Source organism: Aldersonia kunmingensis (genome assembly GCF_001646865.1).
Lineage (GTDB): Bacteria > Actinomycetota > Actinomycetes > Mycobacteriales > Mycobacteriaceae > Aldersonia > Aldersonia kunmingensis.
In genome coordinates this window covers 1-26486 of record NZ_LRRB01000035.1, presented here as the reverse complement: position 1 = coordinate 26486, position 26486 = coordinate 1, and the positions used below count along the sequence as shown (strand labels likewise).

28 protein-coding genes, 1 tRNA gene, 1 other RNA gene and 1 pseudogene are annotated in these 26486 nt (G+C 65.6%); 10 read left to right on the top strand and 21 right to left on the bottom strand.

From position 1 onward, the window contains the following. Positions 1-75: 75 nt before the first annotated feature. The 3 genes from A8G08_RS03160 to A8G08_RS03150 are packed head-to-tail and all read right to left on the bottom strand — an operon-like array spanning position 76 to position 2533. Positions 76-894 carry a Coq4 family protein gene (locus A8G08_RS03160; RefSeq protein WP_084435903.1) on the bottom strand — a complete coding sequence of 273 codons (819 nt, stop codon included), beginning with the start codon at positions 892-894 and terminating at the stop codon, positions 76-78. Beyond that, a complete protein-coding gene (locus A8G08_RS03155) occupies positions 891-1514 on the bottom strand; it encodes a TetR/AcrR family transcriptional regulator (protein WP_068270032.1) in 624 nt (207 codons plus the stop codon). The genes A8G08_RS03160 and A8G08_RS03155 overlap by 4 nt, the downstream gene beginning before the upstream one ends. Before the next feature lie 50 nt (positions 1515-1564). Continuing rightward, positions 1565-2533, bottom strand: coding sequence for an esterase/lipase family protein (locus tag A8G08_RS03150; protein ID WP_068270029.1), 969 nt, complete (start codon positions 2531-2533; stop codon positions 1565-1567). 297 nt (positions 2534-2830) lie between these two features. Between A8G08_RS03150 and A8G08_RS03145 the strand changes: the two genes are divergently transcribed. Together A8G08_RS03145 and A8G08_RS27745 are read left to right on the top strand one after the other, a co-directional pair. Then, the gene (locus A8G08_RS03145) at positions 2831-3124 is read left to right on the top strand and encodes a hypothetical protein (protein ID WP_068270018.1); all 294 of its coding nucleotides are present in this window, start codon (positions 2831-2833) and stop codon (positions 3122-3124) included. Further along, positions 3121-3600 carry a DUF5994 family protein gene (locus A8G08_RS27745; RefSeq protein WP_068270015.1) on the top strand — a complete coding sequence of 160 codons (480 nt, stop codon included), beginning with the start codon at positions 3121-3123 and terminating at the stop codon, positions 3598-3600. The genes A8G08_RS03145 and A8G08_RS27745 overlap by 4 nt, the downstream gene beginning before the upstream one ends. 64 nt (positions 3601-3664) lie before the next feature. Here the strand turns inward: A8G08_RS27745 and A8G08_RS03135 are convergent, their stop codons facing one another. Then, the gene (locus A8G08_RS03135; RefSeq protein WP_068270011.1) at positions 3665-4411 is read right to left on the bottom strand and encodes an alpha/beta fold hydrolase; all 747 of its coding nucleotides are present in this window, start codon (positions 4409-4411) and stop codon (positions 3665-3667) included. A 143-nt stretch (positions 4412-4554) separates the two neighbouring features. On the opposite strand from A8G08_RS03135, the pseudogene A8G08_RS26500 reads away from it, so the two are divergent. Continuing rightward, a pseudogene (locus tag A8G08_RS26500) lies at positions 4555-4747 on the top strand (hypothetical protein); the annotation flags it as partial. A 60-nt stretch (positions 4748-4807) separates the two neighbouring features. On the opposite strand, the gene A8G08_RS03130 reads toward A8G08_RS26500, so the two are convergent. The 3 genes from A8G08_RS03130 to A8G08_RS03120 form a co-directional block, all read right to left on the bottom strand. Continuing rightward, a tRNA-Ala gene (locus tag A8G08_RS03130) sits at positions 4808-4880 on the bottom strand. An 85-nt stretch (positions 4881-4965) separates the two neighbouring features. Then, a complete protein-coding gene (locus A8G08_RS03125; RefSeq protein WP_068270008.1) occupies positions 4966-5706 on the bottom strand; it encodes a DsbA family protein in 741 nt (246 codons plus the stop codon). 41 nt (positions 5707-5747) lie between these two features. Then, entirely contained in the window at positions 5748-6248 is a 501-nt protein-coding gene (locus A8G08_RS03120; protein WP_068270005.1) for a MauE/DoxX family redox-associated membrane protein, read from the bottom strand. A 74-nt stretch (positions 6249-6322) separates the two neighbouring features. Here A8G08_RS03120 and A8G08_RS03115 point away from each other — a divergent pair, with 74 nt between their 5' ends. Beyond that, positions 6323-7030 (top strand): VIT1/CCC1 transporter family protein, encoded by a 708-nt coding sequence (locus A8G08_RS03115; protein ID WP_068270024.1) that lies wholly within the window; start codon positions 6323-6325, stop codon positions 7028-7030. A 3-nt stretch (positions 7031-7033) separates the two neighbouring features. Here the strand turns inward: A8G08_RS03115 and A8G08_RS03110 are convergent, their stop codons facing one another. From A8G08_RS03110 to A8G08_RS03100, 3 genes are all read right to left on the bottom strand, one after another. After that, complete coding sequence (locus tag A8G08_RS03110; RefSeq protein ID WP_068270002.1) at positions 7034-8263, bottom strand: MFS transporter; 1230 nt, start codon at positions 8261-8263, stop codon at positions 7034-7036. Next, entirely contained in the window at positions 8256-9896 is a 1641-nt protein-coding gene (gene pgm, locus A8G08_RS03105; protein ID WP_068270021.1) for a phosphoglucomutase (alpha-D-glucose-1,6-bisphosphate-dependent), read from the bottom strand. The genes A8G08_RS03110 and pgm overlap by 8 nt, the downstream gene beginning before the upstream one ends. A gap of 133 nt (positions 9897-10029) precedes the next feature. After that, positions 10030-10659 carry an LON peptidase substrate-binding domain-containing protein gene (locus A8G08_RS03100; protein ID WP_068269999.1) on the bottom strand — a complete coding sequence of 210 codons (630 nt, stop codon included), beginning with the start codon at positions 10657-10659 and terminating at the stop codon, positions 10030-10032. Between the two features lie 124 nt (positions 10660-10783). Between A8G08_RS03100 and A8G08_RS27890 the strand changes: the two genes are divergently transcribed. Together A8G08_RS27890 and A8G08_RS03090 are read left to right on the top strand one after the other, a co-directional pair. Next, a complete protein-coding gene (locus A8G08_RS27890; protein WP_068269996.1) occupies positions 10784-11005 on the top strand; it encodes a hypothetical protein in 222 nt (73 codons plus the stop codon). A gap of 65 nt (positions 11006-11070) precedes the next feature. Further along, positions 11071-12375, top strand: coding sequence for a D-arabinono-1,4-lactone oxidase (locus tag A8G08_RS03090; RefSeq protein WP_068269993.1), 1305 nt, complete (start codon positions 11071-11073; stop codon positions 12373-12375). A gap of 1 nt (position 12376) precedes the next feature. Here A8G08_RS03090 and A8G08_RS03085 read toward each other — a convergent pair whose 3' ends face one another. Further along, positions 12377-12976 carry a TetR/AcrR family transcriptional regulator gene (locus tag A8G08_RS03085; protein WP_068269990.1) on the bottom strand — a complete coding sequence of 200 codons (600 nt, stop codon included), beginning with the start codon at positions 12974-12976 and terminating at the stop codon, positions 12377-12379. Positions 12977-13158: 182 nt separating this feature from the next. Here A8G08_RS03085 and A8G08_RS03080 point away from each other — a divergent pair, with 182 nt between their 5' ends. Beyond that, positions 13159-14343 carry a spirocyclase AveC family protein gene (locus A8G08_RS03080; protein ID WP_068269986.1) on the top strand — a complete coding sequence of 395 codons (1185 nt, stop codon included), beginning with the start codon at positions 13159-13161 and terminating at the stop codon, positions 14341-14343. An 82-nt stretch (positions 14344-14425) separates the two neighbouring features. Here A8G08_RS03080 and A8G08_RS03075 read toward each other — a convergent pair whose 3' ends face one another. The 10 genes from A8G08_RS03075 to prfB form a co-directional block, all read right to left on the bottom strand. Then, positions 14426-15637 (bottom strand): CaiB/BaiF CoA transferase family protein, encoded by a 1212-nt coding sequence (locus A8G08_RS03075; protein ID WP_068269983.1) that lies wholly within the window; start codon positions 15635-15637, stop codon positions 14426-14428. An 80-nt stretch (positions 15638-15717) separates the two neighbouring features. Next, positions 15718-16677, bottom strand: a complete 960-nt coding sequence (locus A8G08_RS03070; protein ID WP_068269980.1) for an alpha/beta hydrolase — start codon at positions 16675-16677, stop codon at positions 15718-15720. 143 nt (positions 16678-16820) lie between these two features. Continuing rightward, positions 16821-17191, bottom strand: a transfer-messenger RNA (tmRNA) gene (ssrA, locus tag A8G08_RS03065). An 89-nt stretch (positions 17192-17280) separates the two neighbouring features. After that, a complete protein-coding gene (locus tag A8G08_RS03060) occupies positions 17281-18144 on the bottom strand; it encodes an EamA family transporter (protein ID WP_483757005.1) in 864 nt (287 codons plus the stop codon). Then, positions 18141-18614 (bottom strand): SsrA-binding protein SmpB, encoded by a 474-nt coding sequence (gene smpB / locus A8G08_RS03055; protein ID WP_068269974.1) that lies wholly within the window; start codon positions 18612-18614, stop codon positions 18141-18143. The genes A8G08_RS03060 and smpB overlap by 4 nt, the downstream gene beginning before the upstream one ends. 183 nt (positions 18615-18797) lie before the next feature. Then, positions 18798-19703 carry a permease-like cell division protein FtsX gene (gene ftsX / locus A8G08_RS03050; protein ID WP_068269970.1) on the bottom strand — a complete coding sequence of 302 codons (906 nt, stop codon included), beginning with the start codon at positions 19701-19703 and terminating at the stop codon, positions 18798-18800. Continuing rightward, entirely contained in the window at positions 19703-20392 is a 690-nt protein-coding gene (gene ftsE, locus A8G08_RS03045) for a cell division ATP-binding protein FtsE (protein WP_068269967.1), read from the bottom strand. Before ftsE ends, ftsX begins: the two co-directional genes overlap by 1 nt. A 64-nt stretch (positions 20393-20456) precedes the next feature. Further along, on the bottom strand, positions 20457-20828 hold the full coding sequence (locus A8G08_RS03040) for an Rv3103c transmembrane domain-containing protein (RefSeq protein WP_068269964.1): 372 nt from the start codon (positions 20826-20828) through the stop codon (positions 20457-20459). Further along, positions 20825-21730, bottom strand: a complete 906-nt coding sequence (locus A8G08_RS03035) for a mechanosensitive ion channel family protein (RefSeq protein WP_068269962.1) — start codon at positions 21728-21730, stop codon at positions 20825-20827. Before A8G08_RS03035 ends, A8G08_RS03040 begins: the two co-directional genes overlap by 4 nt. Then, positions 21730-22848 carry a peptide chain release factor 2 gene (prfB, locus tag A8G08_RS03030; protein WP_068269959.1) on the bottom strand — a complete coding sequence of 373 codons (1119 nt, stop codon included), beginning with the start codon at positions 22846-22848 and terminating at the stop codon, positions 21730-21732. The genes A8G08_RS03035 and prfB overlap by 1 nt, the downstream gene beginning before the upstream one ends. Positions 22849-22937: 89 nt before the next feature. Between prfB and hisN the strand changes: the two genes are divergently transcribed. The 3 genes from hisN to A8G08_RS03015 form a co-directional block, all read left to right on the top strand. Then, a complete protein-coding gene (hisN, locus tag A8G08_RS03025) occupies positions 22938-23723 on the top strand; it encodes a histidinol-phosphatase (RefSeq protein ID WP_068269955.1) in 786 nt (261 codons plus the stop codon). A 160-nt stretch (positions 23724-23883) separates the two neighbouring features. Further along, on the top strand, positions 23884-25290 hold the full coding sequence (locus tag A8G08_RS03020) for an acyl-CoA dehydrogenase family protein (RefSeq protein WP_068269952.1): 1407 nt from the start codon (positions 23884-23886) through the stop codon (positions 25288-25290). A gap of 34 nt (positions 25291-25324) precedes the next feature. Next, the coding region (locus tag A8G08_RS03015; RefSeq protein ID WP_068269949.1) for an acyl-CoA dehydrogenase family protein at positions 25325-26486 on the top strand (1162 nt) is incomplete at its 3' end.

The window sequence follows — 26486 nt, the reverse complement described above, 5'->3', positions numbered from 1 at the left end:
GAACGCGCTTCGGCGAGAGTCCCAGTCAGTGGCGCGCCACCCACTGACGACGGCCAAACACGGCTTGCGCGAGTTCTAAGCCTTTGCCGCTATTTCGTCGTAATCCCAGAACGTCGGCGTAGTCATACCGCTCGGCATCCAGCCTGTGTACCAGGTGCCTTTCGGGTGGGCGGCGGACTTGGGAGACACGCCGAGGAGGCCTCGGACCTCATCGAGGGGTCGGTTCAGCAGTGCTTCCCAGGGCGCAACGAAGATGTTGTCGGCACGCCTGCCGCGCTCGGTGGCTTCCTGGTAGCAGCGCAGTTTGTGGCGCATCGATGCGCCGGGCGTGATGATGGTCAGAATGAGGCCCGCCAATCGAATCGGACCGGCTGGCTCGGTCTGTCCGCAGAAGAACCCGAGTGCCAGTGCTTCACCGGCCGCGTCCGGGCCGTATCCGGCGATCGCGTGCAGGACATCATGGAGCGCAGTACCCCGTAGCACGCTGTAGTAGTAGTCCTCGGACCAGTTGTTCTTCTCGGCAATGGGACGGATGGTGGCCTCGCTGTAGACACCGGCGTCAAGTCGATTCGTCGTCAAGAATGATCGGAATGCGTGGCCGACGCTTCCGGCAGGAAGGGATGCCAGGTAGTCGTCGTCGTCCAAGAGCGCCAGGATATCGGGTTTCGTCTCAAACATTTTGCGCCCGTTGGGATGTACCCGCATTCGGTAGTACATCCGAGCCATCGAGGGTGTCGAGATCGTGACCAGAGTTTCGTAGAGCCTCTCCAGATCCTTCCCCGGTTCGATCAGGGTCCGCCAGCAGGACAGCAGTTCCCGCATGTTGACCTGTTCGGGGACGACCCCGCCAGGGTTGCTGTACTTGGGAAGTTGCGCGGTGATTTCGGTAGTCATAGCGGGGCCTCTTTCAATTCCTCGCCGAACATGGCGTCAAAACCCTTGAGTAGTTCCGGCTTTGCGATGATCCATAGGGCGTCTGGGTCGAGTCCGCCGACCGCGTCCGACATCGCCAACCCTCGCAAGGTCGCCAAGCCGATCATCACGGCCTCGGCGAAACCAGGTCGGGCGGCGAAGTCCGGGAAAGCACCCACGATCGCCTCGCCTATACGCGCGGACTGTGAGGCGGCGACATCGTTCATCGCGGCCCTCAACGCAGCGTCGGTACGTGCTGCCACCCAGAGCTCGAGCAGCGCTGTGAACAGCCGTCCGCGATGCGCCGCCCACACCCGATCCAGCAGTTGGGCGATTCGCTCGCTGGAAGTACCGCCGCTCTGAGCTTCGGTCATGAACTCATCGGCCATTCCGTCGGCGAGCGTCCGAACTGCCGCGGCCATCAGATCGGCCTTTCCCGAGAAATGATGCTGCAGGGCGCCGAGCGTCACACCGGCCCGGGAGGCGATATCGCGCGTGGAGGTATTCGCGTAGCCGCGCTCCACAAGGCAGTCGATCGTCGCGTCGAGCACACGCGACCTCGTTGCTGCCCGACGTTCGGCCTGGCTTCGGCGCTCAGCCATCGAATCACGATACATACCATTCGAACGATATGTAAATTGTGCGCCGGCGGTCAGGCGCCCGTGATGGGCGGGATGTAGAGGCAGGGCACGGGACGCGCGTTCGCCGGGTCGAGGGCATTGAGCACCATGGCGGCGGACCGACGGTTGGCGACGATCGACGCATGGTCCGAGTTGTCGAGCGAACAACTGTCCTGCACGACGATATTGGCGACCGATGTGCCGGGCGGGCCGTCCAGCAGGCCATTCGAATAAGGGATTATGAACTCGTCATAGCGGGTGGTGATGTTCGTGTACTCGACGCCGGGCAGGTAAGGAGTCGGCTCGCGCACTGCTCTGTTGAAGACGATGTCGGGCGTCGGGAAGTCGCACCCGTCGCAAGACTGCGGCGTCAGCGGTGGGATACCGAGTCGACGCTGGGCCAGCGCCACCAGTTCGCTGCGTGCGTCGTCGTAGTCCGGTTCCGTTTGCCAGTACGGTGCAAGCGATACGTAATGCGCGACGAGGCCCCGGCCCCCGAGGTATTTCATCCAGTAGGTGGGGATCTCGGTTCCCAAGGAGTGGCCGACGATATCGACCTGGGGCGCTCCCGTGGCGTCGAGAACGCGGTCCATGAATAGCTTGACCTCCCAGGCGCAGTCCTGCTTGTATCCGAGCCCACCGGCCGCGGATACGGGCCACGCCGTCGACAGTGGGCAGTAGGTCGGCGCAAACACGCAATAACCCTCGTTCGCCAACACGGGTGCCAGTGTCGCCCAATTGGTCTGGCGACCAAGGCCACCTCCATGCAGGAGCACTACCGGCCGCGGATGGTCCGCGGATGGCCTGCACCCAAAGTCGTTGGTACCCGGTAACGAACCGCCTGGAGTGCGGGCTTCGGTGTCGAGCCCGGCGAGGAAGTCATAGGTGACCGGCAACCGTTCCGCGCTGGGCGGAGTCGCCGGCGCCGCAAGCCCCCCAGCCGTCGACAGGGCCATGGCGACCGCAATGAACACCATTACTGCCGAGCTGCGCCGCAGCATGGTGCGCCGAATGCGCTGGTTGAAGGTCGGCCCCCCGATCATGGCGTCGAAGCTATCCGACGGCAGCACGAATCGTTGGTCCTCGGTCGGATACGCGACAATGTCGCGACGCAGCGACAGCGACGACCCAAATCTCTGGCACACTGGAGTTGCCGACGTGATGCATAGCTGACAGCTGGTCGTGACTCTCGTAGAGCGCTTTTCTCGGACCGGACTCCGTGGCGCCGGGCTACAGACCGAAAGCATCGAGGCGCGTCCATGTCGGACACCGGGTCATCGACCCTCCCCCGAGACAGCGTGGGCAGTTCGCGCGCCGAACTCCTTGGCTCCTACCTCATCGTCGTCCGAGACCTGAACAAGGTGGCCTCGACGATCGCTGATCTCCTCCCACTTGAACGGACCGCCGTGACCGAATACGACAACCTCTTCTCGCACGCCGCAGACACCGTGGACGCCGCGGACACTGCGGACACCGCGGACACCGCGGACACCGCGGACACCGCGGACACCGCAGACACCGCGGGCACCGCCATCGCGGATCTCGCCTTCTCCGACGTCCACCGCGAACAACAGTCGAGCACGAATCTGTGAGCGGCCGCAGCGTGCCGTCTCCCATTCTCGGCCCGACGCGCCTTCGACTCGGGGCCGACCTCAGCGCCCCAATCGCCGGTGCGTGGTTGCCCTACACGTCACAGATATCGGACGAACTCGCCGCCCTGCAGGCAGCCGTGTACGGGCGTGTGGGCCAGATAACCAGCATTGACGTCAACTGGCGAAGCCTTGCCCACTACCCGGGCCTCGACTCGGAGAACGCTCCAGACGAGCTTCCGTTGATGTCGATCACGGCGGACTTGGCGTCGATGGCGCTCCTCGTCATCCCAACGCGGACTTCATCAGCCCTCGCAGCGGAATTACTGCGACAGTCCGGCGCTTCCAGCTTCGTGCCGATTTCGGAGCATAGCCATCTGTACAAACGCGCCCGCCGAATTCTGGTGCGCGCCGCGCGACAACAGCTGAGCAACCGACGCATCGTCTGTGCGCCGGACCAAGAGCTAAGTCTCCCGTAACCCGATCGGACGGATACGACTCTCCGATACGAAAAACGCCGACCGAAATAATCCGGAACGGGCTTTAGTCCAGACCGTTCCAGAATTGCGTGAGGACCGCGGCTCCACGCACGGGGTCCTGCACCATCCACCAATGCCCCAATCCGTCGAGGACTTCGGTGCGAGCGCCGGCTCGTTCGGCAGCTCGCCGCCGAATTTCATTCGAACCGACGAACGGATCGTCGGTGGCCAATACGGAAAGGCCCGGCCGGACCGCCGCACTCGCCAGATCACGTCCGGCTTGCGCCATCGCGGGCTGGCGCGCGGAGCGGTAGAAACCCAGGATCGCCCGCGCCATCTCCGGCCCCATTGCTGCAGCCATCGAGCGGCCGATGTCAATCGGCAGACCAACCGTGGCGTACTGGGCGGCCCGTTCTTCCGCCGTACGGATCTGCATCGTCTCGACCAGCTGCTCGCCGTCACCGGGCGACTGGAATACCAGCGCCATGTCGTGCCACTCGTAATCGGGGTCGAACAGTCCGACGACGTCGCTGACCCAGCTGCGCACCAGCTCAGGGCGGTGCATGACCACATTCACGACGTGTATACCGCCCGCGTCGTGTCCGACCAGGTCAACCGGCTGATCGATACCTTTCAGCTCACCCTCGAGCCAGTCGCGGTATTCGACGCAGGTCGCCGAGAAACCCTCGGGCAGCGGGGCACCGAACCCCGGCGGTGACAATCGCACCACATCGTCGCGATCGAGTGCGTCGACGAGTGGGTCCCACAGTGCGTCGGTCTCCGGATTCCCGTGCACCAGAACAACTGTCATGGGCGACATGATGCACGACGCGAGCGCGCGCCGGAAGGATTAACGCTGATCGCGCACCTCTTCGTGCGGGCGCGCAGGCCCAGACGTGCGCGATTGCCGCAAGAGGTGCGCGGCGGCCGGCCGCGTACGTACATCGGACCAACAAAGCCTTGGGCGACAATGATTTCGACACGGCGTGGGCCGAGGGATCGGCGCTGTCGATCCAAGAGGCGATCGCCCACGCACAGCGCGGGCGTGGGGAACGCAAGCGCGCCGGCGCAACTCACCCACATCTACGCCAACCTCGGCCTGAGTTCGCGAGTGCAGCTGGCCCAGGAGGCGGCGCAGCGCAGCTGATTTGCCGCCCGCAAATGCAAGAAACCCGCTTCGACCGATGGTCGAAACGGGTTTCTTTTGTGGAGCTAAGGGGACTCGAACCCCTGACCCCCACACTGCCAGTGTGGTGCGCTACCAGCTGCGCCATAGCCCCGAACCTTGCGGTCAGAGTGTTCCCTGACTGCCCGAACGAAGTTACACCATCGCAGCTAGAGGCAACAAATCGCCTGTCCAGCGGCCTACTGCAGGTTGGCCACCCATTCGGAGTTGTTGGTGTCGATCGCGGTGCCGTCGACGAACACCGACGGGGTGCCGCGACCGCCGAGATCGGTCAGTGCCTGCTTCGAGGCATCGCCCGCGGACTTCGCCGCGGATACCTGCTTGCCGTCGCGGATGCATGTCACCGCGTCGTCGCTGGCGTCGGCATCCTTGGCCATGGTCGCGAGATCATCATTGGAATGGTCGGACGAACCCCGCTCCTTCGGCTGCCCCTCGGGCGAGAACAGCTCGGCGTGGAATGCCGAGAACGCCCGCCCGTCCCCCGTCTCGGCGACACACAGGTTCGCTGCGACCGCGCGGGTCGAGTAATCACCGCTCGCGGACAGCTGGTCCAGGAAGTTCATGAGGTGATAGCGCACGGCGACGTCGCCCTCGTCGATCTTCTGCGAGATCTCCTGCCCGTGCTGCTGCTCGAGCTGGGCGCAGTACGGGCACATCGGATCTTCGAAGAGGTCGATCGTCTTGGCCGCATCCGGCAGCCCGAGCAGGATTGCGCCGCTGCTCTCAACAGTCGCCTTCACGTCGCTGTTCTGCACCGACCCGTAGCCCTCGTTGCGAGTCTCGTTGCGGTTGCTCTGCCAGATGATCCCGCCAATCACGATGATGGCGATCACCACGACCGCGGCCGCCCCGAGGATGTACGTCGACCTGTTCGAGGTCGGCTGGGGCAGATTCTTGGATCGGGTCGGTTTCTGGCTCACGCGGGCGTCCTTGCTGTCGCTGGAGGTTCGGTTGTCGATCGCTACTTTGCCAAGGAGTCTTCGGAAACTGCCGCGGGTTCGGCCTCGAGCGGGCGCGAACCCGGGCCCATCGCAAATGGGCTGCGCGGGAAGATCGTCAACCACGCGGCTAGCGCGAGGAACCCGATGTCCCGCAGGATCTCGCGCGCGTAGTCCCAGCCGTTCACGCTCGCGTCGTGACCGCCGCCGCCGAAGCAGCCGCAGTCGATCGACAACCCGCGTGCCCACGCCGAGGCGACTGCGCCGATCAGCACCAGCAGCAGCACGGCCGATGCCGCGGCCGCGATCCGGACACCGAGGCCGATCAGGAGGAACAGGCCAACCCCGATCTCCACGAATGGCAGCGCGTTCGCGACCGGCTCGACAAAGTCGTCGGGCAGCAGCTGATACGCCCCAACCGCGACAGTGGTCTGGGTGGGATCCGCGACTTTCATCCAGCCCGACACCAGCCACACCCCGGCCAAACCGAGGCGCGCGACGAGGCTCACCAACCGAATCCACACAGCAGCCCAGCGTACCGACGAACTCCGCGTAGGTTGACGATGTGACCGAGCCGTCAGCCGCGCAGCCGGAGGATATGCGGCTGCCGCATGAATACGACCACCGCCACTCGGACGTGTCCGGCGGATGGTTGCGAGCGGCCACGTTCGGCGCGATGGACGGCCTCGTCAGCAACACCTCGCTGATCGCCGGTGTCGGCGCGGCCTCGGTGGAAGCGCACACCGTGGTACTCAGCGGCGTGGCCGGACTCGTCGCAGGGGCGTTCTCGATGGCGCTCGGCGAATATACGTCGGTGGCCACCCAGAATGAGCAGTTGGCCGCAGAGGTCAAGGTGGAGCGCCGTGCGCTGCAACGCAATCCGCGCGCGGAAGCCGCCGAGCTCACTGCCGAGTTCGTCCGGATGGGCATGTCACCGGAGACCGCGGAACGGGCGGCAACAGAGGTCAGCGCGGATACCGAACGCGCGCTCGATGTGCACGTCACGCAGGAACTCGGCGTCGATCCCGACGCACTGCCCTCGCCCTACGTCGCAGCGCTGTCGTCGTTCGCGACCTTCTCGGTGGGCGCCCTGATCCCGCTTATCCCCTACCTGCTCGGGTTCTCGTCGCTGCTCGCAGGGATGCTCACCGGATATGCGGGGTTGCTGCTGGTCGGTGCCTTGACCGCGCGGTTCACCAGGCGGTCGTGGTGGGGTGCAGCGCTGCGGCAGCTGATCCTCGGCGCCATCGCGATCGGTGCCACTTACGCAGTCGGATCGGCGATCGGCGTCGGTATCCCCGGGTAGTCGCTAGGCGGCTGGATCCTTCTTCGCACGATCGAGCGTGTCCGCCACGGCCAACCATGCGCCGGTGGCAATCAGCAGGACCACACCGGTCAGGCCGAAGGCGGCCGAGTACGAGAGCTTCTGCGCGAGCAGCCCCGCGCAGATCGGCCCGACCACGGTGCCGACGTCGGTCGCCATCTGGAACGCCGCGAGCACCGGGCCGCCTCGCGCCTGTGAGCCGATGATGTCGGCGACCGCGGCCTGCTGTGCGGGGTTGATCAGGCCCGAGCCGAGACCGGCGATCAGACACAGCACGAGGAACACCGGCAGCGAGTCGCTGAACCCGACGACCGCGGTGGCCACGCCGGAGATCGCGGTGCCTGCGACCACGAACGCGCGCCGGCCGAAGCGGTCGGAGAGTCGACCGGCCGGGAACAGCACGAGCGCATTGCCGAGCGCGAACACCGTGAGGGCCAGGCCCGCAATCGCCGTGTCGCGGTCGAGCACCTCGACCACGAACAGCGGCACGATCGCCATCCGTACACCGAACAACGCCCATCCGTTGGCGAAGCTCGACGTCAGCGCTGCGCGGTATGCGGGCTGCGCCAAACCGTCGCGGAATGTCATGGGCTTGACGTCGTGAGCGGCGGCGGGGGCGACGAGCCCCGAGTTGCGCAGCGCGAAGTACACCACCGCGGCGGCGATCAGCAGTGCGACCGCGTAGATCGCGAACGGCGCTCGCAAGCCGAGACCGGCCAATGCGCCACCGACCAGCGGCCCGCCGACCGAGCCGAGTAGGAAACTCGTTGCGTATAGCCCGGAAACCCGGCCGCGGATTCGTGGCGGCGAGATCCGAATGACCAAACCCAGCGACGACACCGTGAACATCGTCGAGCCGATCCCGCCGAGCGAACGAAACACCATCAGCTGCCAATACCCGGACACGAAGGCGCAAGCGCCGGTGGACAGCGAGACGATCGCCAGTCCGATCAGGTAGACCGGCCGCTCGCCCAACCGCTGCACCAGCCGGCCGGACACCGGCGCGAAAAGCAGTCGCATCAACGCAAACGTGCTGATCAACGCCGACGCCGCGGCGGCGCCGACGCCGAAACTCAACGCGAACTGCGGCAGCGCCGGCGCGACTATGCCGTAGCCGAGCGCAATGACGAAGCCGGCGCTGACCAGAACCCAGATTTCCGGTGGCAGCCGTTCGTGATCGATCGTGCGTTCGTCCGGCGTGACCGACTCAGCCACCGGCGCTTCCGAGCGTCTCACCCACGAGTTCTCGTGCCGCGGACTGCACTTCGGCGAGGTGCTCGGGACCCTTGAACGACTCGGCGTAAATCTTGTAGACGTCCTCGGTACCGGACGGGCGCGCTGCGAACCAGGCGTTCTCGGTGCTCACCTTCAAACCGCCGAGCGCCGCACCGTTGCCCGGCGCGGTCGTCGCCATAGCGGTGATCGGCTCGCCCGCGAGCGAAGTCGCCGAAACCTGCTCTGCCGACAGCTTCGACAGCACCGCCTTCTGCTCGCGGCTTGCCGGGGCATCGATGCGGGCGTAGGCGGGACTGCCGTAGCGACGCTCGAATTCGGCGTAGCGCTGCGACGGCGTCTGTCCCGTGACGGCGATGATCTCCGACGCGAGTAGCGCCAGGATGATGCCGTCCTTGTCGGTGGTCCACACGGTGCCGTCCTGGCGCAGGAACGACGCGCCCGCGCTTTCCTCGCCGCCGAACACCAGGCCGGCGTCGACGAGACCGGGCACGAACCATTTGAATCCGACCGGCACCTCATAGATTTCGCGGCCGAGACCGGCGACGACCCGGTCGATCATCGATGAACTCACCACGGTCTTGCCGACCTTGCTCGCGGCCGGCCAGCCCGTGCGGTTGGCGACGAGGTAGTCAATCGCCACCGCGAGATAGTGGTTCGGATTCATCAGCCCGCCATCGGGTGTGACGATGCCGTGGCGGTCCGCGTCGACGTCGTTGCCGGTAGCCATGTCGTAGCGATCACGGGAGGCGATCAGCGAGGCCATCGCGTTGGGAGACGAGCAGTCCATCCGGATCTTGCCGTCGGTATCGAGGGTCATGAACCGGAAGGTGCCGTCCACCAACGGGTTCACCACCTCGAGGTTCAGTCCATACCGCTCGCCAATCGCGCCCCAATAGTCGACGCTCGCGCCGCCGAGGGGGTCGGCGCCGATGTGCACACCGGCGGCCTTGATCGCGTCCAGGTTCACCACGTTGGGCAGGTCGGCGACGTAATGGTCGAGAAAGTCGTAGCGCTCAGCTGCCGTGAGCGCCTTGTCCAGCGTCGTGCGCCGAACGCCGTCGAGACCGTTGCGCAGCAACTCGTTCGCCCGCGCGGCGATGGTTGAGGTCGCGTCCGCCCCGGCCGGGCCGCCGTCCGGCGGGTTGTATTTGAAGCCACCGTCGCGGGGCGGGTTGTGCGACGGAGTGACCACGATGCCGTCGGCGCGTGGGCCTTCCGATCGGTTGTGGCGCAGGATCGCGTGGCTGACACCCGGCGTCGGGGTGTATCGGTCGCGGGCGTCGATCGCGGTGGTGACACCGTTGGCGATCAGCACCTCGAGCGCGCTCACCCATGCCGGCTCGGACAACGCATGCGTGTCGCGGCCGATAAACAGCGGTCCGGTAATCCCCTGGCTCGCGCGGTACTCCACGATCGCTTGGGTGGTGGCGAGGATATGCGCCTCGTTGAACGCTCGGTTCACACTCGAACCACGGTGGCCGGAGGTACCGAACACCACCATCTGTTCCGGCACCGACGGGTCCGGCGTCAGGCTGTAATACGCCGTCACCACGTGCGCCAGGTCTTCCAAGTCCTCCGGCTGGGCGGGCTGGCCGGCTCGGTCGTGCGCCACTTCGGTCTCCTCTTCGAGCGCTTCGATCACGGCCGATCGCTCGCACGGGCGATGGCCGTTTGCACTGTCCGACCTCATTCGACCACGTCCGCGACTGCTCGGTTGCCGCGAATAGGTCGAGCGCAGGCGGCAGTTAGGTCAACCGGAAGCGAACCGCGGCGATGAGATCCTCGAGCGCCTCCGCCAGGTGAGACATGCGCGTAGCCGGATCGGGTGCCGCGAGCAGGGCATATCGGTCGGCCTGCCCGAGTGGGAGGCGCGCGGCGAGCGCGTACGCACGTTGACCGGGGTCATCGGGAAGCTGTTCCAGCGGATTGCCGGGTTCCGATCCGCCGGTTCGCTCAGCGGCTTCGGCGGCGAGCGTGCGGAGTTGCTCGACCAGTCCGTCGACGACCGCTGTCACCGATGGATCGAGCTCGGCCCGCTCGTCGGGCCATACGTCGACCTGCGCCTGTGGGTAAGGATCGTCGGGCAGCCACTCGCCGACCCGGATTCGCTCGGTCCCGACACATTCGATAGCGCGGCGCCCACCGGGAAGTTCGTAGCCCGAGATGATGCGGGCGAGCGTGCCGACATCGGTGCGTTGATCGCCGCCGCCGACCTCGTGCCCGTGCGAGATCAGCACGACACCGAACTCCGGTTGCTCGCGGCGGTTGACGCATTCGTCGACGAGGGCGAGGTATCGCGGCTCGAAAACATGCAGCGGTAGTCGCTCTCCGGGGAGCAGTGCGGAGCCGAGCGGGAACATCGGCGTGACGGCCATCCGTCAAGCATGCCGCGCCGAATGCCGTTGTGGAGAAACGACAACAGAGCAGACCGCGGAAAACGGTTACCACCGACATTGGCCGGGCATACTAGGGACAAAATATGACGGAGGTCACATTACGATGATCCCGAAGTCGCATCGATCGATTCGCAACGGTGGGCCCGACTCGCCGCCCTCGTTGCCGCAGCGGCCCACCGGCCGCTGGTGCGCCGCGGGTGCCCGGGTACTCCTCGACATCATCCCCGGCGCGGACCACGGCGCCGCGATCGCGCCCGGCTCTTTGCGGGCCGTCGGCTACCTCGGCGACCGGTTTGCCGGTATCCCGGCGCCCAGCAATTGCTGAGCGCCTGACCGAAAGGACTTGATGGGCATCGCGTTGTGGCGCTCGACACCCCTATAGTTGGACGGATGACCAGTACTTGGGTGAATTGGGCGGGCTATCAGATGTGCCGCCCAGCTGTGACGGCTCGGCCGGAATCCACGGACGAGTTGCGCACGGTACTGGCAAAAGCAGCAGCGGCCGGTCACCACGTCCGGGTCGCCGGAGCTGGGCATTCATTTACCGATGCCGTCCTCACCGATGGCGCCCTGGTGTCGCTCGAGCGGTTGAACCGCGTTCTCGACGTGGACAGTGAACGCGGCCTGGTTCGAGTCCAAGCGGGCATTTCCCTCGCCGAGGCGAGCGAGCGCATGCACGAGCACGGATTCGCTTTCCCGAACCTCGGCGACATCAACGTGCAGTCCCTCGCGGGCGCGACCGCGACCGGGACACACGGCACCGGGGCAAAGCTGATGAACCTGTCGGCTCCGATGCACTCGATCGAATTGATGCTTGCCGACGGATCAACGATTGAGGTCAACGCCGAAAATGACCCGGATGCCTGGCGCGCGGCGCGAGTAAGCATCGGGGCGCTCGGCATCGTCACCGCGATCACCGTCGAGGCGGTGCCGTCGTTCGTACTCGAAGCCGTGGAGCGGCCGATTCCCCTCGATGAGATCCTCGCCGACCTCGACGGCTACATCGACGGCAATGACCACTTCGAGTTCTACGTCTTCCCGCACAGCCCGCTCGCGTTGACAAAGCGAAACAACCGCACCGACAAGCCCGAAAAGCCGACATCCGCGGCAATGCATTGGATCAACAGCAGGTTGTTGCAGAACTACACGTTCGAGGCGCTGTGCAAGATGGGCAGAGCCCGACCGTCGTTGATCCCCGGTTTCAATCGGTTCGCCGCCCGGGTCGGTGGCTACAACGCCGCGGTCGACCGTTCGTATCGGATCTTCTCTACGCAGCGAGACGTGCGGATGAACGAGATGGAGTACGCGATTCCGCGCGAGCACGCCGCGGAGGCGATCCGGCGGGTGAAGGCAGTGACGGAGCGCGCCGGGTTCGACGTACCGTTCCCGATCGAGGTCCGGTGGGTCGCCGGCGACGACGCTTTCCTGTCCCCCGCGACCGGCCGCGACACCTGCTACATCGCCGTACATATGTACACGGGCATGGTGTGGGAACCACTGTTCCGTGAGGTCGAGAAGATTTTCGAGGACTACGACGGGCGCCCGCACTGGGGTAAGCGGCATTTCCAGACCGCGGAAACGCTTCGGTCGCGTTACCCCGAATGGGACCGCTTCATCGACGTGCGCAAGCGGCTCGACCCGAATGGGTTGTTCTCGAACGCCTACACCGATCGGGTGCTTGGACCGGTCGGCTGACTCAGGGCAGTTTGATCATCGAGACGTACATCTCGACCATCGGCCGGAACAGGTCGTCATCATCGATCTCGCTGGCCAGCACAACGGAGTCGCTCGTTGCCACGAGCGCATGCGCGAAGGCCAACGGCGAGATCAGTAGCGTGCCACCGAGCCGTTCGATGCCCGCGACGATGAATTCACTGAGGGCTTGGACAACCTCTCTTCGCTTGTCCGCCACCCGCTCTCGCGCGTCGGGGTTGCGCAGCAGATAGAGCGTGAACTCGTGGCCCAGCGCGGCGTGCTCGGCGCCCCGTTCCCTACTCAGTTCGCGCCAGCGCTCCGCGATCTCATCGAGTTCGTGCGCGCCGATCTGATCAGCCGACATCACCTCGGCGAAGTGATCGAAATAGCGTCGCCAATACCGGTCGCTGACGGCGAGGAAGAGACCTTCCTTCGTAGCGAAGTGCTTGTAGATGGCGCCCTTGGTGTACCCGGCGGCATGCGCAATGTCATCGAGAGTCGCTGTCGTGAAGCCCTTCTCGGCGAATACCTCTTCGGCAGCGTCCAAGAGCAGCGAACGGGTGCGCTCGAGCCTTCGGTCCCTCGTCCAGCGCTCAGCCATACCGGACATTCTGCCACAGGATCTCAGATCCCTATTGGATGTTCAGATTCCCGCGAGTATATTTGCGCTCGCCAGCAAGACGAATACGACCCAGTACGTCGCCGATCTCATCGTCGATCCGTGCCGCATGCGCCGAGCTACTCACAAGCCCGGCACTGCACCGTCAAGAAGGAGACAGCGCTATGAGCGACCTGTCGGAGCAGAAGAAGAAATCGCCGCCAACCGAGTCAATCGACGCGGCGGCCACGCTCGGCGCGCAGGTTCAGCCGCCAAGTAGGCGCGTCGGACTCTGGGCCGCCTTCGGCGCAGCGGTACTGGCGCTGCAGGTGTACGTGTGGATCCGCTGGGTCACCGGGCCGTATTTCACCTCGGTAGACCCGGGCCCGACCCCCGTGCCGGGGTACATGAAGACGATCCTCACCATGTGGACGGCCGGGATCGTGCTCATCTTCCCGATCGGCATCTGGTGGTTCATCGTTCGGCCGTGGGTACGGGAGCGCCGAATCACTCTCGACGGCATGCTCATCGCCTCGATGGGTCTGATGTTCTTCCAGGACCCGCTGCTCAACTTCTTCAACACGTGGTGCACCTACAACACCTGGATGTGGAACCGGGGCGCCTGGACCCCGTACATCCCCGGGTGGTCGTCGCCGGATGAGCCGGGTGCGCAGGTGGTCGAACCACTGCTCATGAATGCGCCCGGCTACGCCGTTGGCGTGCTGCTGTGCACGATCGCCGGATGCTGGTTCATGCGCAAGGTCAAGGGCCGCTGGCCGGGGATCAGCAACCTCCAACTGATCGGCGTGACCTTCGTGTATGCGTTCTTCTTCGATCTCGTCATGGAGGGCTTCGTCCTCATGCCGATCGGGCTCTACACATTCCCCGGTTCGATCCAGTCGCTGTCCATCAACGCCGGGACCTACTACCAGTGGCCCGTCTACGAAGGGCTGATGTGGGGCGGCGCCCAGACTGCCTTCTGCTGCCTGCGCTACTTCACCGATGATCGCGGCCGGACGGTCGTCGAGCGCGGACTCGACAACATCCGCGGCGGGGTCGTCAAGCAGCAGTTCATCCGCTTCCTTGCGATCTTCGGCGCGTGCAGCGCGATCTTCCTCTGCTTCTACAACATCCCCGTGCAGTTCTTCGCCGCGCATTCGGACCCGTGGCCCGAGGATGTCCAGAAGCGCTCGTACTTCACCAGCAAGATCTGTGGTGAGGACTCTGTGGGCCCCGACGGCAAGCCAATGCCTTGCCCTGACCCCTCGTTGCCGATGCCGTCGGTCGAGTCGGGGTACGTGAACTTCGACCGCGAGTTCGTCCCTCGGGAGGGTTCGCAGCTTCCGACGATGGTCCCGCTCGATCGATGAGCTGACACGCTTCCCGATGCGCGAAAGCCCGGGCCGGATACTTCCGGCCCGGGCGTTTTCGGTGCGTGAGGTCGCCGACGGCTCAGGCGATTGCGCCGGCATCCTTTAGTGCGATGATGCGGTCCCAATCCATTCCGAGCTCCAGCAGAACCATTTCGGTGTGCTCGGAAGCCTGTGGCGCGCGGGTGGTTTCGAGCGGTTCGTGGTTGAACTGCACCGGGCCGCGCACCACTTTGAACGGCGCGCCTCCGTCGCCGGCCTCCACCTCCACAATCATGTCGTTGGCGATGGCCTGTTCGTCCGTGCCGAGATCGACCAGGCTCTGGAAGGGCGCCCACTGCCCCTTCATGGACTTCAGGTGCTGACGCCAGTATTCGAATGGCCGTTTGCGGATCGCATCGGCGATCAGCGCTCGCCCGGCTTCGGCATTCTCGATCAGCGGCATAACGTCGGAGAACCGCGGGTCGTCCGCGAGTTCGGGCAATCCGAGGTGCTCGAAAGCATCCCGGATGTAGCCCGTCGGGCTGACGATGCACAGGTTGATCACGCCACCGTCGGAGGTCTCGTAGTTGGCCATGAACGGATTCACCGATGCCGTGCTGTCCGGCATCACCGAGCGCATGGTCTCGCCGGTTTCCATTCCCTGTGTCACGCTCGCGCCTGCCGCCCACCACGCCGTGCTCAGCAGCGACACGTCGATTTCGGTGGCCTCTCCGGTGCGCTCACGATGGAACAGCGCCGCCGAGATCCCGCCGGCAATGTTCATGCCGCCGATGGAATCTCCGAATGCCGGGATTCCCTGCGACAGCGCGCCGCCGAGCTCCTCGGGCGTGAAGGCGTGCCCGACACCGCTGCGGGTCCAGAATGCGGTGCCGTCGAAACCGCCGGTATCCCGCTCGGGCCCCTTGTCGCCGTACGCGCTGCCGCGGGCGTAGATGATGTTCGGGTTCACCGCGCGAATGTGTTCGACGTCGAACTCGTTCTTCTGCCGTTGCGCCGGCAGGTAGTTGGTCAGGAACACGTCCGCGGTCTTCGCGATCTCGTAGAGCACCTCCCGGCCGCCGGGGGTGGACACATCGATCCCGACGCTGCGTTTGCCGCGGTTGGGGTGCTCGATCAGCGGATGCCGGTCGGGGTCGAGCTGGAACCCGCCCATGTTGATGAATCCACGCTGGGTATCGCCTCGGACGGGATGCTCCACCTTGATGACGTCCGCGCCCCAGTCGGCGAGGATCGCCCCCGCAGCGGGCACGAACGTGAACTGGGCAACCTCTAGGACCCTGATGCCCTGCATAACCTTGGTCACGAACTGAATCCCTTCCAGTAAGCCAAACGAGTTCTGCCATCATTCATAGCGGAACTCGCCGGGGATAGTCAGCCCACATCCAGATCGTGGTACAAATTCGCCCGATCGGCCTGTGCATCGGGAAGCGGCGCGTAGATGGCGTGGTCGTGCATGAGGCCATTTCGCAGCCGGAACGTGAAGTTCGAACGGCCCTCGGCCAGAACACGATCGCGCAGGCGCAGCGTATCCACGGTGAGGAGATCACGAGACGTGCTGTAAACAGCGGTCGGTGGAAGGCCGTCGAGCGACCCGTACAACGGGCTCACCAGCGCATCGCGGGTGTCGAGACGTCCGGCCCACAATTTGCCGTCCTTGGCGCCGTTGCCGACATCCAATAGCGGGTCGTCGATCGCGGCGGCGCGTTGGTCACTCACCGACACATCGAGCCACGGCGCGAGCAGGACCAGCCGTCCCGGCACCGCCGCATTCCTTCGGACCAAGTCTTGCGTCGCCAGTAGGGCGAGCCCACCTCCGGCGGAATCACCGACAACACTGACGTTTTCGGCACCATGCTCTGCGACCGTCCGCGCAAGGAAATCGGTCATCCGAGGCACTTCGGTTTCGGCCGTCCCCACCGGCGAGAGTGTGTAGTCCGGGACGATGACCGTTGCGTCGGTCTGCCTAGCGATATCGGTGTAGGTCATCCAGTGGAAGACCGTTGCCTCACCGACGTACGCACCGCCGTGAATGGCGACGACGACCTTGCCACTCGGCTTGGGCGGCGTGAACGTCAGCACCGGCATTCCCGCGAAGTCCGACTTCGAGACATCGAGTCCCTGTGTGACAAACGGATACGCGACACCATCGGTCAGGACCGGAATCTTGTACGGGACTACCGCCAAGACGCCGCCGACCGGCGCCAATATCGCCTTCAGGACCCCGGCACCTGCCGCCGCGATCTCATGCGGAACAGACGGCTGCCCGGTGTAGAGATTGTTCGCGCTTGGCTCAGCCGATGCGGTGCCGCAGACCGCGATTCCAATGCCCACGGTTAACGCGCCGATGCGTCCCAAATTCCCCCACGTATGCATCGGCTCTTCATACAGACGCGTCGGCGGGTCGGAGGCGATTTCGCGATATCACCCCCGGACACGAGAAAGCCCGGGCCGGATAACTCTCCGGCCCGGGCCTCGAGTGGAGCTGCCGGGAATCGAACCCGGGTCCTCCGCCGTGTCACCAGGGCTTCTCCGTGTGCAGTTCGCTATGCCTCTGCTTGGATCTCCAAGTCCCGCGAACAAGCTTGGATGACGATCCCAGTCACTGTTTGATGTCCCGTCCGACTCCGTGACCGAGCCGACCGGTAAAGCCTTCTAGCTGATGCCAGTACCCGACCCGAAGGCGAGATCGGACTGACAGACACGCTTCGCTACTTAGGCAGCGAGAGCGTAGTCGCGCTGATTGGAATCGGCGCTTAATTGGTTGCAATGACGCTTACGGTGGTCTCTTGCCTGCACCGACACGCTTCCCCTGAATCAACGTACGCAGTCGAAACCGTTCAGCCCCGTACGCCCCAGCACTTTGCCGGGCCACACATAATAACTCCGTCGGGCGACAGAATCATCCCAATTACCTCGCCGCAGGGTGTCGCGACGTCAACTGACGGCGATCAGGCCGACCGCGCCGAGCGCGACAGCCATGCCGACCTTCTGCATCGAGGCCACGCGCTCATCGAGGGCGAGCATGGCCAGGAGCACCGTGGCCGCCGGGTACAGCGACCCGAGCACGCTGACCAGGGACAGCATCGAGCCCTGGAACGCGAACATCATCGCCGCGTTGCCGATCACATCGAGCACCGCGATGTAGACCGCGAGCCGCAACGTGGCCCCGCGTGGCGCAACGAATTGCGCGGTCGCCAGCGCCACGCCCCACACCACGGCCGTCGCCGAGATACGCGACGCGGCCAGCGGCCACAGCCCGGCTCCTTCGCCGATCTCGTGCAGGAAGACGAAGGTAAACGCGAACGCGACACCCGAGCCGGCGGTCAGGATGGCGACCCGGCGGGTGAACCGCGGCCGGTGCCCATCGGTCTGGTCGGCCAGCGCGTCGTCGGACGACTCCCGGCTGACCAGCACCACCGCGACCAGCGCGAGGGCGATCCCGGCGAGCGCGAGCGGGCCGGGCCGCTCCCCCATGAACAGGCCGATCAGCACCGGAATGCCCGCCACCAGCACCGCGGTCAGCGGTGACACGACCGACATCGGCCCCTCGGCGAGCGCCAGGTAGAACCACCAGACGGCAAGGCCGCCGGCGATGCCGCTGGCGAAACCCCAGGCCAGTGCGGCGGGATCGAACGAGCCGCCGAACAGCGGCGCGATCGCGAGCACGATGGCGACCGACACCGGGTACGACACGATGACGACGCGCAGCGCCGCGACCCGGCGGGACGCGACGCCACCCACGAAATCACTCACTCCGTATCCAACTGCGGCAACAAGAGCGAGCATTACGGAGGTCAGCGCATTCCCTTCACCCGGCGACCGATTTCGCGAGTGACCTCGCGCTCGGCCGTACGACGGGCCAGATCCTGGCGCTTGTCGTAATCCTGCTTGCCCTTGGCCAGAGCCAGTTCGACCTTCACCTTGCCGTCGCTGAAGTACATCGATAGCGGCACGAGGGTCTGGTTGCCCTCACGCGACTTGCCGACGAGGTGCTCGATCTCGCGGCGATGCAACAACAGCTTGCGGGTACGCCGCGGCGAGTGGTTGGTCCAACTGCCGTGCCCGTACTCGGGGATGTGCAGCCCGCGCAGCCACACCTCGCCGTCATCGACGGTGGCGAACGCATCGACCAGCGAGGCCTTGCCCTCGCGCAGGCTCTTGACCTCGGTGCCGACGAGCGCGATACCGGCCTCGTAGGTGTCGAGGATGGTGTAGTTGTGGCGCGCCTTGCGGTTGGTCGCGATGACCTTGCGACCCTTTTCCTTCACGCTCGCGCGCCCCTTTCCTACTCGATTCGGCCTCGTCCAACTGCGGCATCCGCGCCCACCCAGGGGCTGTGAACGGAAGATTTGTTGCGTTCAACGGAGTGAACGCTTCCGTTCACTCCGCACCCGGGGGACGGGAACAGCGAGCCCGAACCCGAAGTAAATCTAACTTGTCGGGCAAGCGGATTATTCCCGCACGTACACCCGCAGCGTGATGTACGCGGTAACCGCCGCGAAGCCGACACCGACGATCGCGACCAGTGGAGCGACCGTGAGGATGTCGCTCGCAGTGATCTTCGCGAACACGTTCACGTCATAGAGGTCGCCGAGCACACCGTCGATGACGAGCGGGCGCGCGACGAACAACCCGACGACCGCCAGCAATGCACCGGCGAGCGCGGCAACCACCGCTTCCAGCAGGAACGGGAGCTGGGTGTACCACCGCGTCGCACCGACCAGGCGCATGATGCTCACCTCGGTACGGCGAGTGAATGCCGCGATCTGCACCATGTTGGCGATCAGCAGCAGCGCCGCGAACGCCTGCACGATGGCCAGCGCGAAGGCGGCGTTGCGCAGCCCGTTGAACACGCTGACCAACCGGTCCACCAGGTCTCGCTGGTTCAGGATGCTCGCCACGCCCGGGCGTTGCTCGAACGCCTCGAAGATCACCCCGTAGCGCTCGGGGTCGCTCATCTTCACCTTCATCGACGCCGGCAGCGCGTTGTCGCTGATCAGATCCGCGTACTCGGGCTGGTTCTTGAAGGTGCGCTCCCGTGCGTCGACGAGCGCGTCCTTCTTGCTCAGGTAATCGACGCCGACAACGCCCGGCGTCGACTCGAGGTCGGCGCGGATGTTTCGGCACAGGTCCTGGTTGCACTCGGGATCGGCGTCGGAGACGTCGTTGGTCAGGTAGATCTGCACCTCGACGCGGTCGAGGAAGATCGACTGCGTCTTGTCCGCCATCTGCACCACGAGCATTCCGCCGCCGAAGAGCGCGAGCGAGATCGCGGTGGTGAGGATCATCGCGATCGTCATGGTGATATTGCGGCGCAGGCCGATGAAGACCTCGCCGAGGAGGAAGCTAGCGCGCATTACCGGCCCACCCCGTAAACGCCGCGGGACTCGTCGCGCACGATGCGGCCGGAGTCGAGTTCGACGACTCGGCGACGCATCGCGTCGACGATCGTGTTGTCGTGCGTCGCCATGAGCACGGTGGTGCCCGTGCGGTTGATGCGCTCGAGCAGCATCATGATGTCCCCGCTGGTGTCCGGGTCGAGGTTGCCGGTCGGCTCGTCGGCCAGCAGCACGAGCGGGCGGTTGACGAACGCGCGCGCGATCGCCACGCGCTGCTGCTCACCACCGGACAACTCGCTGGGCATCCGGTCCGCCTTGCCGGCCAGGCCGACAAGTTCGAGGACTTCGGGCACGGTGCGGTTGATGAAGGCCCGCGGCTTGCCGATCACCTCCAGCGCGAAGGCGACGTTCTGCTCGACCGACTTCTGCTGCAGCAGCCGGAAGTCCTGGAAGACGAAACCCATCCGCTGGCGCAGCTGCGGCACCTTGCGGGCCGACAGCCGGTTCACGTGGAATCCGGCGACGTGGATATCGCCGGAACTCGGCGCCTCCTCCTTCAGCAGTAACCGCATGAAGGTCGATTTGCCGGAGCCGGACGGCCCGATGACGAAGACGAACTCACCCTTTTCGACCTCGACGTTGACCTTGTCGAGGGCGGGTCTCGTCGAGGTTTTGTAGGACTTGGAGACATTCTCGACGCTGATCACGGGGAGCCAGTGTAGCGGCGGATTTCACGCGCGCCCGGGACCTGCGCGATCGCCCGCGTTGCGGTCAGCGCGGGGTTTCCGTCGGGGTCGGCGTGGGCTGTGTCGGCAGCAGGCCCGGAGGGATCAGCTCGTTCGGGATGAGCGGAATAACCTGCGTCGTTGTCGTCGTGGTCGGCGGCGAACTCCGGTTCAGCTGCCCGGTTGCGGTGCTCGTCGGCGGGACCGTAGTGGTCGTGGTCGGCTCGTAGGTCGGTTCGATTGTCTGGGGCGCGGGTGTTCGAGTCACCGGCACCGCTGGGACCGCGGTCTGATCCTGCGGTACCGGTTCCGGTCGCACGCCGAGATAGAGCACGAAGATCGCGACCCACGCGACGCAAAGGTAGATCGTGGAACGCCGCACACGCAGCTTGCGAAGGGCCTCGAGGAACTCGTTCATTCGCCGTTCTCCGCCTGCTCAGCCGGCGCCTTGAGACTCTCGGTGGCGACCGGTGCCGCCAGCCCGATGCCCTCTTTGCCCAGTGCCGTGACGATGCGTTCCCGCAGCGCCCGACCGACCTGGAACTGCTTACCGGGCAGCGTGCGCGCCACCATCCGGATGTTGACCTGATCCATCTCGAGGCTCTCGACGCCCATCACCGTCGGCTCGTCGAGGAGCAGCGCGCTGAGCTTCCGGTCCTGGAATGCACGGGCGCCGACCTCGTGCAGGATCTCGTTCACGCGGTTGATGTCCGCACCTGTGGACACCGGCACGTCGATCGCCGCCCTCGCCCAGTCCTTGGACAGGTTGTCCACCTTGATGATCTGACCGTTCGGCACGATGAGGACCTCGCCGTCGGACGAACGCATTCTGGTGATCCGCAGCGTCACGTCCTCGACCGTGCCCTCGGCGACGACGCCACTGGTGACCACAATGCGCACCGTGTCGCCGTAGCCGTACTGGCGCTCCGTGATGAGAAAGAACCCGGCCAGGATGTCCTGGACGATTCGCTGCGCACCGAAACCGAGGCCCGCGCCGATCACCGAGGCGGGTACCGCGAGCCCGGCCAGGTTGAGGCCCATCAGGTCGAGCACCTGCAGTGCGACCAGGAAATAGATGACGATCTTGAACACCCAGGTGAGCACCTGAGTCAGCGCGTGACGGTGCTTGGCCGCCTCGCTGCGGACGAGAGCGTCGCTGTCGTGAAAGTCACGGTCGATGCGTGACGTGACCAGACGCCCGACGTACTCCGCGGCTCGACCGAGGATGATGCCGCCCAGGACGAGCAGGACGATCTCGAGGAACGTCGAGCTGAGCCAGGTACTGAGATCGGTGGTCTCGAACAGCGCGACCGATGTCATCAGACCTGCGCTTGTTCGCTCATGCGCCAGCGGATGCCCGACTCGATGAACCCGTCGATGTCACCGTCGAGCACGGCACTGGGGTTGTTGACCTCGTGCTCGGTGCGCAGGTCCTTGACCATCTGGTACGGGTGCAGCACATAGGAGCGCATCTGGTTTCCCCACGAGGCGTTGCCGCCCGCGCCGAGCTCCTCCATCGCGGCCTTCTCCTCCTGCCGTTTGCGCTCGAGCAGCTTGGCCTGCAGAACCTTCATCGCCGCCACCTTGTTCTGCAGCTGCGACTTCTCGTTCTGGCAGGTGACGACGATGCCGGTCGGGATATGCGTCAGTCGGACCGCCGAGTCGGTGGTGTTGACGCTCTGACCACCAGGGCCCGACGAGCGGTACACGTCCACGCGGACATCGCCTTCCGGGATCTCGATGTGGTCGGTGGTCTCCACCACCGGGAGCACCTCGACCTCGGCGAACGACGTCTGGCGGCGGCCCTGGTTGTCGAACGGGCTGATGCGGACCAGGCGGTGCGTGCCCTGCTCGATCGACAGCGTGCCGTAGGAGTACGGCGCCTTGACCGCGAACGTCGTGCTCTTGATGCCGGCTTCTTCGGCGTAGGAGGTGTCGTAGACCTCGACGCCGTAACCGTGCTTCTCCGCCCAGCGGATGTACATGCGCATCAGCATCTCGGCCCAGTCGGCGGCGTCTACGCCACCGGCCCCGGCCCGGATGTTCACGAGGGCGTCGCGCGGGTCGTACTCGCCCGACAGATAGGTGCGGATCTCCATCGCCTCGATATCGGCCTGCAGCGACGAGCGCTCACCATCGGCCTCGGCATTCGCAGCGGTCGCAGACTCGCCGGACTCTCCCTCCGCGAGCTCGTAGAGCACCGGCAGGTCGTCGAGCCGCTGGCGCAGTTCCTCGACGCGGCGCAGTTCACCCTGTGCGTAGGAGAGCTGGCTCGTCACCTGCTGCGCGTGCTCCTGGTCGTTCCAGAGCTCCGGGTCGGCGGCCTGGTGCTCGAGTTCGTCGATGCGGCGGCGCAACTCCTCGACATCGAGCACCGACTCGACCGTCTTGAGCTTGGAATCGAGTTCGGCGAGCGCGGAGGTGACGTCAGGATGCACGTAGTCGAGGCTACCGGGCAGGTCACCTCGTGCGAAAACCTGTGGCTAGCCGGAAACCGCATGTAGTAGCGACCGATAGGGTTCGGGGCGTGGCAGTCGACTCCTCCGATCTCCAACTCGCCCTCCGGCTGGCCGACGCGGCCGACGCGATCACCCGCGAGCGGTTCGGTGCGCTGGATCTTCGCGTCGACGCCAAGCCCGATCTGACGCCCGTGTCGGACGCCGACCTGGCCGTCGAGCGCACGCTGCGCGATCTGCTCGCCGCCGAGCGACCGGACGACGCCGTCCTGGGCGAGGAGTTCGGCGGTGATGCCGAGTTCACCGGACGCCAATGGGTGATCGACCCGATCGACGGCACCAAGAACTTCGTACGTGGCGTACCTGTCTGGGCGAGCCTGATCGCGCTGCTCGACCATGGCCGCCCGGTGGTGGGCGTCGTCAGCGCTCCCGCCCTGCACCGCCGCTGGTGGGCGGCCGAGGGCGAGGGCGCATTCACCGCGCAGGGCCAATCCGCGGCACGTCGGATCCAGGTGTCCGCGGTCGGCGATCTCGCGGCAGCCAGCCTCAGCTTCTCCAGCCTGTCCGGCTGGCACGACCGCGGCCTGCGCCCGGCGTTCATCGACCTGACCGACGCGGTCTGGCGACTGCGCGGTTACGGCGACTTCTTCTCCTACTGCCTCGTCGCCGAGGGTGCGGTCGATATCGCCGCCGAGCCCGAGGTCTCACTGTGGGATCTGGCCCCGCTCGACATCCTTGTTCGCGAGGCAGGCGGGACATTCACCGCTCTCGACGGCACTGCAGGTCCACACGGTGGCAGTGCTGTGGCCACGAACGGACTGCTGCACGACACGGTGCTGGCTCAGCTCCAGCGCTGACGGCCGCTGGGCGGCTTCGTCGCAGTTCCGGGCGCTGATTCGACGCACCCGAACACTCCCCGGTTCCGCACGCCCGCACGTGCGTTGCATCACGCTCGACTCGCTACCTTACTCTGAAGTAAGATAACGCTCAGGTAGCCCAACCGAGAACGAGAAGCTGGTGAAGATGACCAAGCAGGACAGCGCAACGAAGCGGCCCTCGTCCGATTCCCGAAACGTCTCCGCTGTGGGCCTGTCCCACTCCAAGCGCGACTGGATGGGCTCGGCGATGCGCGTACTTACCGGGATTACGGGTTCGGATTTCGCCGAGAAGTACAACCTGCGCGAGCCGATCAACCGCGCCGCCTACGAGGGCACCCGCAGCGGGTTCAAGACCCTCGGCGCTGCCACTCGCGCCTTCAACCGGGTCGCGGGCAACGACAAGCCCAAGCGCCTTGCCGACAACTCCAGCAAGGGCAAGGACTACTTCGACCTGACCCTCGACGACGAGCAGCAGATGATCGTCGAGACCGTCCGGGACTTCTCCGACGAGATCCTGCGTCCGGCCGCGTTCGCCGCCGACGAGGAGGCAAAAGCCCCGCGCGATCTGCTCGAGCGTGCGGCCGAGCTCGGCATCACGATGATCAACGTCCCGGAAGAGCTCGAAGGTGCGGCCACCGAGCGTGGCGCGGTGACGAACTCGCTTGTTGCCGAGGCTCTCGCACACGGCGACATGGGCCTGGCACTGCCGATCCTCGCGCCGAGCGGTGTCGCGGTCGCCCTCACCCAGTGGGGCACCGACGAGCAGCAGAAGACCTACCTGCCCGCCTTCACCGGCGAGCACGTTCCGGCCGCGGCAGTCGTGGTGGCCGAGCCGCGCGCGCTGTTCGATCCGTTCGCGCTGCGGACCAAGGCGACCCGGTCGCCGAGCGGTTACGTCCTCAACGGCGTCAAGTCGCTCGTTCCTGCCGCCGGTGACGCCGAGCTGTTCATCGTCGCCGCCGAACTCGACGGCCGCCCCGCGCTTTTCGTGGTCGAGTCCGACACCACGGGTGTTGTGATCGAGGCCGATCCGAGCATGGGCCTGCGCGCTGCCGGCCTGGGCCGCCTCATCCTCAACGATGTCGCCATCTCGGCGTCCGCGATCCTCGGTGACGGTGATGCCGCACAGCACGCGGCGGACTACGCGGACGCGGTCCGGCTGGCCCGCCTCGGCTGGGCCTCGCTCGCGACCGGCACCGGTCAGGCCGTGCTCGACTACGTCATCCCCTACGTCAACGAGCGTGAGGCGTTCGGCGAGCCGATCAGCCACCGCCAGGCCGTGGCGTTCATGGTTGCCAACATGGCGATCGAGCTCGATGGCCTGCGCCTGGTCACGCTGCGCGGCGCGTCCCGCGCGGAGCAGGGTCTCTCGTTCGCTCGCGAGGCCGCACTGGCCAAGAAGCTGGCGACCGACAAAGGCATGCAAATCGGCCTCGATGGCGTTCAGCTGCTCGGCGGCCACGGATTCACCAAGGAGCACCCGGTCGAGCGGTGGTACCGCGACCTGCGAGCCATCGGCATTGCCGAGGGCATCGTCCTCGTCTAGCAGCCGGCCGAATCGCTCTTAGGAGACAACAGACATGATCAATCTCGAACTGCCCAAGAAACTCAAGGCCAGCTCCAACCAGGCGCATCAGGTCGCCAAGGAGATCTTCCGGCCGATCTCGCGCAAGTACGACCTTGCCGAGCACTCGTACCCGGTGGAACTCGACACCATGGCTGCCATGGTGGAAGGCCTCTCCGACTCCGGCACCGCCGAGATCGGCGGCGCCAAGGGTAGCCGCAACGGCGGCGAGCATGCCACCGAGCTGCTCGGAAACACCAACGGCGGCAACATGTCCGCGATGCTCAATGCGCTCGAGACGTCGTGGGGTGACGTCGGCCTGATGCTGTCGATTCCCTACCAGGGCCTCGGCAACGCCGCGATCGCCGCGGTCGCCACCGACGAACAGCTCAGCCGCTTCGGCAAGGTGTGGGCGTCGATGGCCATCACCGAGCCGAGCTTCGGCTCCGACTCCGCCGCAGTCACCACCACCGCCGTCCTCGACGGCGACGAGTGGGTCCTCAACGGCGAGAAGATCTTCGTCACCGCCGGTGAGCGCTCGACGCACATCGTCGTGTGGGCGAGCGTGGACCGGTCGAAGGGCCGTGCGGCGATCAAGTCGTTCGTCGTCCCGCGCGACGCTCCCGGCCTGTCGGTGGCCCGGCTCGAGCACAAGCTCGGCATCAAGGCCTCCGACACCGCGGTCCTGCTGCTGCAGGATTGCCGGATTCCGGCGGACAACATTCTCGGCAGCCCGGAAGTCAACGTCGAGAAGGGTTTTGCGGGGGTCATGCAGACCTTCGACAACACCCGACCGATGGTGGCCGGCATGGCGATCGGTGTCGCTCGCGCGGCGCTCGAGGAACTCCGCACCATCCTCACCGAGGCCGGCGTCGAGATCTCCTACGACACTCCGGCGAACAACCAGCATGCCGCGGCCGCGGAATTCCTGCGGCTCGAGGCCGATTGGGAGGCCGCCTACCTGCTCGCCCTGCGCGCGGCATGGATGGCCGACAACAAGAAGCCGAACTCGCTGGAAGCCTCGATGTCCAAGGCAAAGGCGGGCCGCACCGGCACCGACGTGACGCTGAAGGCAGTCGAACTCGCCGGCTCGATCGGTTACTCGCAGCGCACCCTGCTCGAGAAGTGGGGCCGTGACTCGAAGATCCTCGACATCTTCGAAGGCACCCAGCAGATCC